At 48.5% G+C, this 12,981-nt stretch carries 10 protein-coding genes and 3 tRNA genes; 9 read left to right on the top strand and 4 right to left on the bottom strand.

Annotation, left to right across the window (positions count from 1 at the left end):
- The first annotated feature begins 74 nt into the window (after positions 1-74).
- From KJY73_RS19055 to KJY73_RS19015, 9 genes are all read left to right on the top strand, one after another.
- Positions 75-151 (top strand) — tRNA-Pro (locus KJY73_RS19055).
- Between the two features lie 22 nt (positions 152-173).
- Positions 174-250, top strand: a tRNA-Arg gene (locus KJY73_RS19050).
- A gap of 34 nt (positions 251-284) precedes the next feature.
- A tRNA-His gene (locus KJY73_RS19045) sits at positions 285-360 on the top strand.
- Between the two features lie 247 nt (positions 361-607).
- A complete protein-coding gene (gene tig / locus KJY73_RS19040; protein WP_206595404.1) occupies positions 608-1,909 on the top strand; it encodes a trigger factor in 1,302 nt (433 codons plus the stop codon).
- Between the two features lie 138 nt (positions 1,910-2,047).
- Positions 2,048-2,674 carry an ATP-dependent Clp endopeptidase proteolytic subunit ClpP gene (gene clpP, locus KJY73_RS19035; RefSeq protein ID WP_408611402.1) on the top strand — a complete coding sequence of 209 codons (627 nt, stop codon included), beginning with the start codon at positions 2,048-2,050 and terminating at the stop codon, positions 2,672-2,674.
- Between the two features lie 99 nt (positions 2,675-2,773).
- Positions 2,774-4,051: an ATP-dependent protease ATP-binding subunit ClpX gene (gene clpX / locus KJY73_RS19030; protein ID WP_214345227.1), complete on the top strand. Its 1,278-nt coding sequence runs from the start codon at positions 2,774-2,776 to the stop codon at positions 4,049-4,051.
- A 124-nt stretch (positions 4,052-4,175) separates the two neighbouring features.
- On the top strand, positions 4,176-6,545 hold the full coding sequence (gene lon, locus KJY73_RS19025; protein ID WP_214345226.1) for an endopeptidase La: 2,370 nt from the start codon (positions 4,176-4,178) through the stop codon (positions 6,543-6,545).
- 295 nt (positions 6,546-6,840) lie between these two features.
- Positions 6,841-7,113, top strand: coding sequence for a nucleoid-associated protein HU-beta (hupB, locus tag KJY73_RS19020; protein WP_206594796.1), 273 nt, complete (start codon positions 6,841-6,843; stop codon positions 7,111-7,113).
- Between the two features lie 226 nt (positions 7,114-7,339).
- Entirely contained in the window at positions 7,340-9,226 is a 1,887-nt protein-coding gene (locus KJY73_RS19015) for a SurA N-terminal domain-containing protein (RefSeq protein ID WP_214345225.1), read from the top strand.
- Positions 9,227-9,301: 75 nt separating this feature from the next.
- On the opposite strand, the gene KJY73_RS19010 is transcribed toward KJY73_RS19015, so the two are convergent.
- Genes KJY73_RS19010 through KJY73_RS18995 form a run of 4 tightly spaced genes read right to left on the bottom strand, consistent with a single transcriptional unit; the run spans position 9,302 to position 12,981 of the window.
- The gene (locus KJY73_RS19010; RefSeq protein ID WP_206594700.1) at positions 9,302-10,078 is read right to left on the bottom strand and encodes an ATP-binding cassette domain-containing protein; all 777 of its coding nucleotides are present in this window, start codon (positions 10,076-10,078) and stop codon (positions 9,302-9,304) included.
- Entirely contained in the window at positions 10,075-11,070 is a 996-nt protein-coding gene (locus KJY73_RS19005; protein WP_214345224.1) for an oligopeptide/dipeptide ABC transporter ATP-binding protein, read from the bottom strand. Before KJY73_RS19005 ends, KJY73_RS19010 begins: the two co-directional genes overlap by 4 nt.
- Positions 11,070-11,963: an ABC transporter permease subunit gene (locus KJY73_RS19000; RefSeq protein WP_214345223.1), complete on the bottom strand. Its 894-nt coding sequence runs from the start codon at positions 11,961-11,963 to the stop codon at positions 11,070-11,072. The genes KJY73_RS19005 and KJY73_RS19000 overlap by 1 nt, the downstream gene beginning before the upstream one ends.
- Entirely contained in the window at positions 11,950-12,981 is a 1,032-nt protein-coding gene (locus tag KJY73_RS18995) for an ABC transporter permease (protein WP_214345222.1), read from the bottom strand. The genes KJY73_RS19000 and KJY73_RS18995 overlap by 14 nt, the downstream gene beginning before the upstream one ends.

The following is a 12,981-nucleotide window of genomic DNA, read 5'->3' as shown; positions in this document are numbered from 1 at the left end:
ACGGTCATAGGTCATGTGGGTAATATTCGCGCCCCGTAGCAGCCAGTAAATGTTTACCCTGCTACAGCAAGAGTCGGTGAGTAGCGCAGCTTGGTAGCGCACTTGTTTTGGGTACAAGGGGTCGCAGGTTCAAATCCTGTCTCACCGACCATCTCTTGCTTCAGGTTCGAAGAGCGCCCGTAGCTCAGCTGGATAGAGCAACGGCCTTCTAAGCCGTGGGTCGCAGGTTCGAATCCTGCCGGGCGCGCCATTCTAATCTGGCGTGACCAAAAAGAGAATCAGTGGTGGGCGTAGCTCAGTCGGTAGAGCCCCGGATTGTGATTCCGGTTGTCGTGGGTTCAAGTCCCATCGTCCACCCCACTCCTCTCTCCTCCTTATTTTAATCTCAATCTCAAATTTCTTTAAATTGTGCGTTTATCTACGCAATTTTTTCATTTTTACAACTGGAATTGACCTATTGCTGCCGCTATAATGCTGCGTCTTTTTATCAGGTCCAAGTTCACCCTTCACCAAACCTGATCCCCGCCACACAATTTTGGGCGTGATTATAAGGAAATGGGTGGGCATACAGAAAAGCCGCCTAAGTGCGCAAAGTTGAGGTAGAAGAATGCAAGTTTCCGTTGAGACGACAAAAGGTTTAGAGCGCCGTCTTACCATTACCGTACCGGCAGAGAAGATCGATGTTGCGGTAAAATCCCGTTTGCAGCAATTGGCCAGAACCCAACGGGTTAACGGTTTCCGTCCTGGCAAAGTGCCTGTAACTGTTATCCAGAAGCGTTTTGGTCAGGCTGTTCGCCAGGAAATCGCTGGTGAAGTGATGCAGCGTAATTTCTACGAAGCCGTGATCCAGGAGAAACTGAGTCCTGCTGGCATGCCTGCGTTTGAACTGAAGAAAGATAACCAAGGCGAAGACCTTGAGTTCGTTGCGTCTTTCGAAGTTTATCCAGAAGTTGAAATCAAAGATCTGAATAAGATCAAGGTGGACAAGCCTGTTGTTGAGATCACTGATAAAGATCTGGACAACATGATGGATACACTGCGCAAACAGCACGCTAACTGGAAAGAAGGCAAGCGTAAGGCTAAGAAAGACGACCGCGTGACCATCGACTTCGTTGGTACTATCGACGGTGAAGAATTCGAAGGCGGTAAAGCCGAAGGTTTCCAGTTGGAGCTAGGCAAAGGCCGTATGATTCCTGGTTTTGAAGAGCCAATCGTTGGTAAGAAAGCTGGTGAAGAAGTGGTAGCAGAAGTCACTTTCCCTGAAGATTACCATGCGGAAAAACTGAAGGGTAAAGCCGCTCAGTTTGCTATCAAGGTAACTAAAGTTGAAGGTTTGGACCTGCCAGAAGTAAATGACGAGTTTGCTAAGTTGTTCGGTGTAGAAGAAGGTGGTGTTGAGGCACTGCGCGCTGAAGTTCGTAAGAACATGCAGCGTGAACTGGAACAAACGCTGAAAAACCAGGTGAAAGAGCAAGTTATCAAAGGTTTGCTGGAAACCAACGAAGTTGAACTGCCTAAGGCTCTGGTCAGCCAGGAAATCAATGTACTGCGTCAGCAAGCTATGCAGCGCTTTGGTAACCAGCAACAAGGCAACCTGCCGCAACTGCCAGACGAGCTGTTTGAAGAAAACGCACGTCGTCGCGTAAGCATTGGTTTGTTGTTGGGTGAAGTGATCAAGCAGAAAGAGTTGAAAGTTGATCAGGCCAAAGTTGACGCCTTGATTGAAACCACCGCTTCTGCTTATGAAGACCCTGCTGAAGTAGTAAGCTACTACAAAGGCAACAAAGAGTTGATGCAGCAAATGCAGAATATCGCCTTGGAAGACCAGGCGGTTGAAAGTGTATTGGCTGACGCTAAAGTTAAAGAAGTGAAAAAAGCCTTTGACGAAATCATGAACAAGCAAGCCTAATTTGCTCGTTGTTCGTTGACTTAACTAGTCAGCAACTGCTTAAATGCTCGGTACCTACCGAGCATTTTTATTTTCAGCGGACGAAATTCTTAGTGACAAGGAGACGTCCCATTGGTGAATAACGAGAAGCCTTATATGATGCAGAACGCCTTTGAGCCCATGAATTCTTTAGTACCCATGGTGGTTGAGCAAACTTCCAAAGGGGAGCGGGCCTACGATATCTATTCCAGACTTTTAAAAGAGCGGATTATTTTCATGGTTGGCCAGGTCGAAGACCATATGGCAAATCTGATTGTGGCGCAGATGTTATTTTTGGAATCTGAGAATCCGGAAAAAGATATCTTCCTGTATATCAATTCGCCCGGTGGTTCTGTTACCGCCGGTATGGCTATTTACGACACCATGAATCTGATTAAACCTGATGTCAGCACCATGTGTGTTGGTCAGGCTGCCAGTATGGGGGCGTTTTTGCTGTCTGGCGGAGCTAAAGGTAAGCGTTACTGCCTGCCTAACTCACGAGTGATGATTCACCAACCTCTGGGCGGATTCCAAGGGCAGGCTTCTGACTTTGAAATTCATGCTCGCGAGATCCTGTCTATTAAAGAGAAGCTGAACCGTTTAATGGCTGAGCATACCGGGCAGGATTTCGAGGTTGTTGCCAGGGACACTGACCGGGATAATTTCATGAGTGCTCAGGAAGCGATGGAATACGGCCTGGTTGATCAGGTGCTGGCAAACCGGCTTGATGCTCACCAGGAAAAATAGTCAGCTGACCTAATTGCAGCCAAGAAATTGAGAAATTGGTCGATAAGGGTTAATACTTGTAAGACAGGTAGCCCCAGGTCTGACAGAGGTAACGAGTAAATGAGTAATAGTCACAGCGGGGACGGCGATAATAAGCTGCTGTATTGTTCTTTCTGCGGCAAAAGCCAGCATGAAGTGCGTAAGCTTATAGCCGGGCCATCAGTTTTTATTTGTGATGAATGCGTTGAGCTATGCAACGACATCATCCGCGAAGAAATCAAAGAAATAGCCCCGAAGAAAAAGCAGGCAGCCCTGCCTAAGCCTCAGGATATTCATAAACACCTGGATGACTATGTCATCGGTCAAGAGCATGCCAAGAAAGTCTTGGCAGTAGCGGTGTATAACCACTACAAGCGTTTGCGTAACGGTGACGTACACGAAGGTGTTGAGCTGGGTAAGAGCAATATTCTGCTTATTGGCCCTACCGGTAGTGGTAAAACCTTATTGGCGGAAACCCTGGCGCGCTTCCTGGATGTGCCCTTCACTATGGCGGATGCCACCACGCTGACCGAAGCCGGTTATGTGGGCGAAGACGTGGAAAACATTATCCAGAAGTTGCTGCAGAAATGTGATTACGACGTAGAGAAGGCCCAGCGCGGCATTGTTTACATCGATGAAATCGACAAGATTTCCCGCAAGTCGGACAACCCCTCTATCACCCGTGATGTATCAGGTGAAGGAGTGCAACAGGCGCTACTTAAGCTGATTGAGGGCACCATTGCCTCTGTGCCACCGCAAGGTGGGCGTAAGCATCCGCAGCAAGAGTTCTTGCAGGTAGACACGTCCAAGATCCTGTTTATCTGTGGTGGTGCCTTTGCCGGATTGGACAAAGTTATCGAACAGCGCATGCAAACAGGTACTAGCATCGGCTTTGTCGCTCAGGTGCGCAGCAAAGAGCGTAAAGAGGGTTTAGGCAAGCTGTTCCAGCAGGTTGAACCGGAAGACTTGATCAAATATGGTTTGATTCCTGAGTTTATCGGTCGTTTGCCTGTAGTGGCGACACTCGAAGAGCTGAATGAAGAAGCCCTGATTCAGATCTTGCGTGAACCTAAGAACGCCCTGACCAAACAATATGGCGCATTATTCTCTATGGAGAATACTGAGCTGGAATTCCGTGATGATGCGTTGCATGCCATTGCAACCAAAGCCATGGAGCGTAAAACCGGTGCCCGTGGTTTGCGTTCGATTGTTGAAGGCGTTCTGCTGGAAACTATGTATGAGCTGCCAGCCATGACTAATGTCAGTAAAGTGGTAATTGACGAGTCCGTGATCCGCGGCGAGTCCAAACCCATATTGATTTATGATAACGCCAAAGAAAAAAAGGCGGCATCTGAATAAATTAAGGCCCCCACAGGGGCCTTTTTTGTTGCTAGGATGACAAATATGACAGGGCATTCGTTGAACTTCCCCTGACTATCCCCATATAACTTCCAGTTTAGATTAGAACGATAAGAGATTGAGTATGACGACTGAGCGACCTGAACGTGTCGAAATGCCCGTCCTGGCATTAAGGGATGTGGTGGTGTATCCGCACATGGTGATCCCGCTGTTTGTTGGCCGGGAAAAATCCATCCAGTGTCTGGAAGCTGCCATGAATAATGACAAGCAGATCTTTTTGGTTGCTCAAAAAGACGCTGCTATTGATGAGCCGCAGACCGATGACATTTATAAGGTCGGTACTATTGCCACTATTTTACAGCTTTTGAAGTTGCCTGATGGCACGGTCAAAGTGTTGGTTGAAGGGAATGTGCGCGGTGAGATCCAAACCTACTTACAAACCGAAGAGTTTTTTGTTGCCGAGGTTATTAAGCAGCAAGACGATGCGATGGCTGATAGCGAACAGGAAGTACTGATTCGCTCAGCGATTTCGCAGTTTGAAGGTTATGTCAAACTGAATAAAAAGATTCCACCAGAGGTACTGACATCGCTCAGCGGTATTGATGATGCCGCGCGTTTAGCCGATACCATGGCCGCCCATATGCCGCTTAAGTTGGCGGAAAAGCAAAAAGTACTGGAAATGGCGCAGGTCAACGAGCGCCTGGAGTACTTAATGGCGCTGATGGAAGGCGAGATCGATCTGCTGCAAGTGGAAAAGAAGATCCGTACCCGGGTTAAGAAGCAAATGGAAAAGAGTCAGCGTGAGTACTATCTGAATGAGCAAATGAAAGCCATTCAGAAAGAACTGGGAGAGCTGGACGAAGCGCCGGATGAGTTTGAAAGCCTGAGCAAGAAAATTGAAGAGGCAAAAATGTCGGCGGATGCTAAGCAAAAGGCATCGGCTGAGTTGCAAAAGCTGAAGATGATGTCACCTATGTCGGCCGAAGCAACAGTGGTGCGCAGTTATATTGATTGGTTGGTGTCTGTACCTTGGCATAAGCGCAGTAAGGTGAAGAAAAACCTGTCTGCCGCCGAACAAGTTTTGGATGCCGATCACTATGGCCTGGAGCGTGTCAAAGAACGTATTCTGGAATATCTGGCCGTGCAACAACGAGTTCGTAAACTCAAGGGACCGATTCTGTGTTTGGTGGGACCTCCTGGGGTCGGTAAAACCTCCCTTGGTCAATCCATTGCCAAGGCCACTGGCCGTGAATATGTACGCATGGCATTGGGCGGGGTGCGCGATGAAGCGGAGATTCGCGGGCATCGCCGCACTTATATAGGTTCACTGCCTGGCAAACTAATTCAGAAAATGGCCAAAGTAGGGGTGAAGAACCCCCTGTTTTTACTCGATGAAATCGACAAGATGTCTTCGGATATGCGTGGCGACCCTGCTTCCGCGTTATTGGAAGTGCTAGATCCAGAGCAGAACAGTAGTTTTAGCGACCATTATCTGGAAGTTGACTACGACCTGTCGGATGTCATGTTTGTGGCAACCTCCAACAGCATGAACATCCCAGGACCATTGCTGGACAGGATGGAAGTGATTCGTTTGTCGGGTTATACCGAAGATGAAAAGCTGAATATTGCTACCCGCCATCTGATTGAAAAGCAGATGAGTCGCAATGGCCTGAAAAAAGGTGAGCTAATCATCGAAGAGTCGGCCATTTTGGGCGTGATTCGCTATTACACCCGTGAAGCCGGGGTACGTAGCCTGGAGCGGGAGATTTCCAAAATCTGCCGTAAGGCCGTGAAGAATATCTTGCTCGACAAGTCTATCAAGAAGGTCGTGGTGACCCAGGAAAACCTGGCTGACTATCTTGGTGTACAGCGCTTTGACTACGGTAAGGCTGACAAGAATAACCAGATTGGTCAGGTTACCGGTTTGGCCTGGACACAAGTGGGCGGTGATCTGCTGACCATTGAAACCGCTGCCGTTGCTGGTAAGGGCAAAACTACCTTCACTGGCTCCTTAGGTGATGTGATGCAGGAGTCTATTCAAACTGCCATGACGGTGGTGCGCAGTCGTGCTGGCAAGTTGGGTATTAACGAAGACTTTTATGAAAAGCGCGATATTCACGTGCATGTGCCTGAAGGGGCTACCCCTAAAGATGGCCCAAGTGCGGGGATCGCCATGTGTACTGCTCTGGTATCGACGCTGACTGGCAACCCGGTACGCTGCGATGTGGCGATGACAGGGGAAATTACCTTACGAGGCGAAGTGCTGGCTATCGGTGGGTTAAAAGAGAAACTACTGGCCGCCCACCGTGGTGGCATTAAAACTGTGGTTATTCCTAAAGAGAACGAGCGCGATTTGAAGGAAATTCCGGATAACGTGAAGCAGGATTTGGATATTCACCCGGTGCAATGGATTGATGAAGTGTTAGTTTTGGCACTGGAAAACAATCCTGAAGGCTTCGAAGTGATCAAAGCCAAAGAGGCTAAAACCTCTTAGTCGGACTGCCGCACAAGCAAAAAATGCCCTGTAATGGGGCAATAAGCGCAAAAAGTTGCTGTAAAACGTGGCTTTTTGCGTTTTTTTTGATTTGTGGGGCTTCCCTCCCACAAAAGTTGTGGTAGCCTTAAATTCGAATTCGCTTCAAGCCTTGTCACGAAAGGGATCGCAGCGATTCAGTAACTGAAAAATTAACGAAAACTTGGCTTGAAGTTGCTATTCAAGCTTGTTATAACAATTTCGCAACAAGTGTTTGCGAATTAGCAATATAATAACAATTGAAGGGGATGATATTGTGAATAAGTCTCAACTAATCGATAAAATCGCTGCTGGCGCGGATATTTCCAAGGCTGCTGCAGGCCGTGCTCTTGACGCCCTGACTGACGCAGTAACTGAAGCGCTTAAAGGCGGTGATCAAGTTGCTCTGGTTGGCTTTGGTACTTTCTCCGTGCGTGAGCGTTCTGCTCGTAGCGGCCGCAACCCTCAGACCGGTGCGACCATTCAAATCGCAGCTGCCAAAGTGCCTTCTTTCAAAGCTGGTAAAGCTCTGAAGGATGCTTGCAACTAATCCGATTTTTCGGTTTAAAAAAAGCGATGAGAAATCATCGCTTTTTTTATTTATGCGCAGCAAAGAAGCAAAGTTGTGTTGAATGTCAGCGACCTGTCAACTGCGCATTTTGCCACTGCCAATGGCATTCTGTTTCCAGCCATGCTGGGTTATAATCCCACCCGTTTGACTAAGTGCTGACCACACCGATAGCGGTGCTGGAGCGAATTGGAGTTTAAAGACCAAGATGTTAGAGAGAATCAGAGAAGGATCCCAAGGATTTTGGGCCAAAGCTATATTGGGCTTGGTGATATTAACCTTCGCCTTGGCTGGTGTTGGTAGCTATTTAAATGCCAAGACCGATGTCCCGGTTGCAACGGTCAATGGTGACGATATCAGCCAATCCAGCCTGGAGAATGCTTATCAGAACGAAAGAGCCAGGATGGAAAATCAATATGGTGAAGCCTTTGCCAATTTGATGGCCGACACTGAATATATGAAAACCTTCAAGCGTGGTCTGCTGGATCGCTTGATTGCGGACAAACTGGTTGAGCAAACCGCCGCAGACCTGGGTATGCGTGTCAGTGATGCTCAGGTAAAAGATGCCTTGTTAGCCATGCCTGAGTTTCAGGTTGGAGGTATTTTCAATAATGACAGGTATCAGGCCATTTTGCGCCAGGCAGGTATGCAGCCACAGGATTTTCGTGAGCGAATCCGTCTGGACATGACTCGCCAGCAACTGGTCAGCGCGCTGCTTGGCAGTGAATTTAGCTTAGATAGCGAAGTTGAGCTGGTGTACGCGCTGCAGCAGCAGCAAAGAGACATCAGCTATGTGATGATATTTGCCAAGCAGTTTTTGGACAGCGTAGCAGTATCTGAAGAAGATGTTAGCAACTATTATCAAAGCAATATCAGTAATTTTGACACCGAAGAGCGCGTATCTCTGCGTTACCTAGAGCTTAAAGTTGAGGATCTGATGGCTGGCATTGACGTCTCCGAACAAGAGATTAACGATGCTTATCAAGCCAATATGGAGCAATACCGCACCGCGGCTGAGCGTCGTGCCTCGCACATCCTGATTGAGTTTGGTGATGATGAGCAAAAAGCCAGAGAGCAAGCCGAAGAGGTGCTGAAACGGGCTAAGAGCGGCGAAGATTTTGCCGCGTTGGCTAAAGAGTTCTCTGCTGATGATTTTAGTGCTGAAAATGGTGGTGACTTGGATTGGTTTGGTCGGGATGTGATGGATCCTGCCTTTGAAGAAGCAACTTTTGCACTGACCCAAGAAGGCGATATCAGCGATGTGGTAGAGAGTTCATTTGGCTTGCACATCATTAAGCTGACCGGTGTCAAAGCGGAAGAAGTGCAGCCTTTGGATGCTGTCAAAGACGAGATTGTTGCACAGGTTAAACGTGATAAGGCGCAAGCAGAGTTTTACCAGTTGCATCAACAAGTCGCAGAGATGGCCTTTGAACAACCAGATAATCTGGAAGATGTTGCAGGCTTGCTAGGTAAAGAAATACAAACCAGTGACATGTTCAGTCGTGCAGAAGCGCAGGGTGTATTCGCAGGAAACCAGGTGTTGAATGTCGCTTTTTCTGATGAGCTGATCGAAGAAGGCGTAAACAGTGAAGTCATTGATGTTACCCCTGATCATTTAATCGTGATGCGCGTCGCAGAGCATCAACCTCAGCGTACTCGTCCTTTGGCTGAGGTTTCTGAAGAAATCCTCGCGCAATTAAAGGCTGATAAGGCGCAAAGTGCGGCCAAGCAATGGGCCGATGAAGTGGTGAGTTTGTCTACCAGTGGCGAGGATATTCAGTCCAAGCTTGACGAAAAGGCCTTGGTTTGGGCAAGCGAAGCGAATCAGGTGCGTTATGGCTCTTTGTTGCCTGCCGCTGTTGTAGAGCAAGCGTTCAAGCTGGGTATGGATGCGAAAATGGCCGCAGTTAACACTGCTGACGGTAATGTCGCTATCGTCCGTCTTGATGCTATTCATCAGGCTGCTAAAGCGGAAGAGGCGATGCTGGCAGGGTTGGAGCAGCGTTTGACTTCTGGTCGCAGCCAGCAGCTTTATGTGGACTTTATTGAGGCGCTAAAGGAAAAAGCGGATATTGAGATCCACGCCGTTCAGTAATGTGGTTGATATAAAAAAAACGCTGCAATTGCAGCGTTTTTTATGTCTGGGGGATTGTCGTTTTCCTGATTGGGGTTAGTCATCACGACTGATCAGCGCCTGGTAAGCATGAATCAATCGGCGAGTGTAGTCAGACTTAGGCCAGTTGAATATTACATCGGTCTTTCCAGACTCCACCAACTGGCCGGCTTCCAGCACCAGAATTCGGTCACTGATATGCCTGACAATACCCAGATTGTGCGAGATAAATATAAAACCCAGTCCCAGGTCTCGTTGTAACTTCATCAGTAAGTTGACCGTTTGCGAGCGAACCGACGGGTCAAGGGCGGCAAAGGGCTCATCAGCCACTAAAACCTGGGGGTTAAGAATAAGAGCTCGTGCTACGGCAACCCGTTGCCTTTGCCCCTCAGATAACATATGGCGGTAAAAATATTGGTGTTCCGGCAGCATGCCTACCAGTTTCAGGGTTTCTTCTATTTTGCGTTTACGTTCACGCGCATCCAGGTCCGTATTAAGGATCAATGGCTCTTCTAGCAGACTACCCAGCGTCAGGGCGGGATTTAGCGATTCCTTACTGTGTTGAAAAATCATGCGGATAGCCTGAAAGCGCTGACGCTTGTCATGCAATGATTCACCATTTAACAGGATTTCCCCGGCACTGGGACGCGCTACACCAACGAGTAATTTAGCCAACAAGGACTTTCCTGAGCCATTCTCACCCATAATGGCCATAGTCTCGCCAGCTTTAAGTTCAAAGCTGACCGGAGCCAGGCTGAAACGTTCTTGCTTGGCGAACCAGGATTTATCTTTCTTACAATAACTGAGGTTAGAGACAGTCAGTAACGGGTTCATATCTTATCCCTGTGCAGGGGGAAATGGCAGGCGTAGTGATGGTCATGGATGCGGCGCACATCGGGCATTTTTACACATTCCTTTTGTGCTCTGGGACAGCGAGGTCCGAGACGACAGCCTATAGGTAAATGTTGCAAGGTAGGAATGGTGCCGTCCAGGCTGGAAAGAGCTGCCTTAGGTGGTAGATCACGCCTGAAACTGGGGGCGCTATCCAGTAAGGCTTTAGTATATGGATGCAGTGGACGCCTTTTTAATTGCCCCATTTTGCCACTTTCTACGGTTTGCCCACAGTAGAGCACCGTCATAGTGTCTGCCATGGCTGAAATGGCCAGCAAGTCATGACTGACAAACAGTATGCTTAATTCTCGGGTTTTGTTCAGCTTGGCCAGCAGGCGCAGAACCTGGACTTTGGTTGTAGGTTCCATGCCCATGGTCGGATTATCTGCGATAAGTAATTTGGGGTTAGACACTAATGCCATGGCGAGGGCAAATTTTTGACTGATGTCCTCTGCCACCTCATGGGGATAACTGCCAAGGCAGAGGTCATGATCTCGAATGCCGACCTTATGTAATTGCTGTGCTGATATCTCTCGTCTTTGTTGTCTACGTTGCCAGAACCAGCCTTTACTTAATTGTGAATCGGCAATGCTTTCTTCAATTTGCTCGCGCAGGGTCGCAGAGGGATCGAGTGAGGTTGCCGGGTTTTGCAGCACCACAGATATTTCACTGCGGGTGATGGCGCGTCGCTGGCTATCAGACATGGATAATAGATCCTGTCCTTTCCAGTTCATACGGTCGGCCGTGACCTTCCAACGATCAGACAAGGCCCCAACAATGGACTTTACCACCAGGCTTTTGCCTGACCCAGATTCGCCAACCAATGCGCGCACTTCGCGGCTATCAATGCTTAGATTTATCTTATCCAGCGCCTTGACCCAGCCAAGGGGAGTATCAATCTCTAAAGTCAGGTTTTTGATATCTAACAGCGGCATTATTGATTCACCCTGTTTTTCAGTGCGGTACGAAGGCCATCACCCACCAGATTGATGGAGAGCACCATTAAAAAGATCGCAGCACCTGGCAGAGAAATACTCCAGGGGGCGACATACGCCGTTTCCAGGGCATCGGACAGCATCGCACCTAACTCAGGGGAAGGGGATTGGGCACCCAGGTTCAGAAAGCCCAATGCGGAGATATCCAATATGGCCACTGACAGTGCCATGGTGGCCTGTACGACCAGCATCTCGATCATATTCGGCAGTATGCTGTGAAAAAATATTCGGGCATCACTGGCGCCATCCAGACGCGCGGCGGTGACATACTCTTTTCGATATTCACGTCTGACCATATCGCGGGTGTGGTGAATAAACTGTGGAATAAGCGCCAGGGTGATGGCCCACATGCTGTTCATTAACCCTGTTCCAAGGATAGCCACAATGATAATGGCAATGAGCAGGGTAGGGATGGCCATAATGGCATCCAACAGGTGGTTGATGATGCTTGCCCGCAAGCCACGACTCATCCCCGCATAAGCCCCTATGCTACAGCCGACCAACATAGCTAACAGCACCAGAAAGAAGCTGGCGCCAAAGGTAATCTGACAACCATGTACTACCCTGGCAAGTAAATCTCTGCCAATCCCATCAGTTCCAAACAGATGAGCCACATCACCATTGGCATCCCAGGCGGGCGGCAGCAGTATGGCATCGGTGTTTTGATCAAGTGGACCAAAAGGGAGAAACCAAGGGCCGAGTAACACTAAGAGCACAAAAAATCCCAGGCACCAAAGACCGGCAAGGGCAATGTGATTACGCTGGAACTCATTCCAGGTCTGGCGCACCGGTGAAGGATAAAATTCTTCGTCGTAAAAACTAGACTTGGGCATGGAGCTGCTTCTTACTTAACGGGTAGATCATGCGTATTAGTAAATCTACGCCAATAGTAACTATGACAACTAAGGCCGATACCGCCAGCATACCGCCCCGGATCGCGGGGAAGTCTCTTTGATAGATAGCCTGAATCATCCATTCACCTATGCCTGGCCAGGAAAATATGACTTCCACAATCATGGCATTGGTTAGCAAAACGGTAAACTGCATCGCCAATTGCGGCATGATAGGGAGCAGGGCATTCTTCATTCCATGGTGCCAGAATACCTGAGTTCGACTTAGCCCTTTGGCATAGGCCGCCTTAATGTAATCACTGCCCATCACATTGATGACTGAGCGGCGGGTTAAGCGTATTACCAGTGAGCTGGTGACGATGGACAAGGCCAGAGTAGGCAGAAACAAGTGGTGTAAGGCATCCATCAGTACTTGCTGTTTGTTAGCAATATCGGCACGTAAAATATCTACCAGCATAAACCCGGTTTGATGAGGGATGTCATAGATAAGGCTTACCCGTCCTGACATTGGTAATCCCCCCCACTGCAGGGCAAACACTAATATCAATAGCAGTGCCAGCCAAAATACCGGCATAGAAAAGCCAATTAAGCTGACCGACAGAATACCCATGTCTGTATAGCGGCGATGATTCAGCCCGGCCACAATGCCTAATGGGATCCCAATAAGCAGTGAAACAGCCATAGCATATAGGCTTAGCTCCAAGCTGGCTGGCAGAAACTGGCAAATATCCGAGAAAATTGGGTTTTGTGACGTCAGGCTGAGGCCCCATTCACCCGAAAGGGTTAATTTCAGATACTGCCAAAATCCAGCAATATAGCCATTATCCAGAGCGTACATCATACGTAGTTGCTGGGTTTGATCATCAGATGCCGTCGGGTTACCTGACAGGTTTGTCAGTGGATCGCCAGGAAACAAAAATGCCAGGGTATAAGAGGCGATGCATAGGATCAGCAAGGTGATAAATAGGAGATTAAGGCGACGTCCCAGATAAACAAACAT

The organism is Bowmanella yangjiangensis (assembly GCF_018531185.1).
In the GTDB taxonomy this organism is placed as follows: Bacteria; Pseudomonadota; Gammaproteobacteria; order Enterobacterales; family Alteromonadaceae; genus Bowmanella; species Bowmanella yangjiangensis.
The sequence above is the reverse complement of the archived record's forward strand: the minus strand, read 5'-3'. Positions and strand labels throughout refer to the sequence as shown.

Coding starts and splice junctions, on each gene's coding strand:
- tig (WP_206595404.1), top strand. CDS start 608: ATGCAAGTTTCCGTTGAGACGACAAAAGGTTTAGAGCGCCGTCTTACC.
- clpP (WP_408611402.1), top strand. CDS start 2,048: ATGCAGAACGCCTTTGAGCCCATGAATTCTTTAGTACCCATGGTGGTT.
- clpX (WP_214345227.1), top strand. CDS start 2,774: ATGAGTAATAGTCACAGCGGGGACGGCGATAATAAGCTGCTGTATTGT.
- lon (WP_214345226.1), top strand. CDS start 4,176: ATGACGACTGAGCGACCTGAACGTGTCGAAATGCCCGTCCTGGCATTA.
- KJY73_RS19015 (WP_214345225.1), top strand. CDS start 7,340: ATGTTAGAGAGAATCAGAGAAGGATCCCAAGGATTTTGGGCCAAAGCT.
- KJY73_RS19010 (WP_206594700.1), bottom strand. CDS start 10,078: ATGAACCCGTTACTGACTGTCTCTAACCTCAGTTATTGTAAGAAAGAT.
- KJY73_RS19005 (WP_214345224.1), bottom strand. CDS start 11,070: ATGCCGCTGTTAGATATCAAAAACCTGACTTTAGAGATTGATACTCCC.
- KJY73_RS19000 (WP_214345223.1), bottom strand. CDS start 11,963: ATGCCCAAGTCTAGTTTTTACGACGAAGAATTTTATCCTTCACCGGTG.
- KJY73_RS18995 (WP_214345222.1), bottom strand. CDS start 12,981: ATGTTTGTTTATCTGGGACGTCGCCTTAATCTCCTATTTATCACCTTG.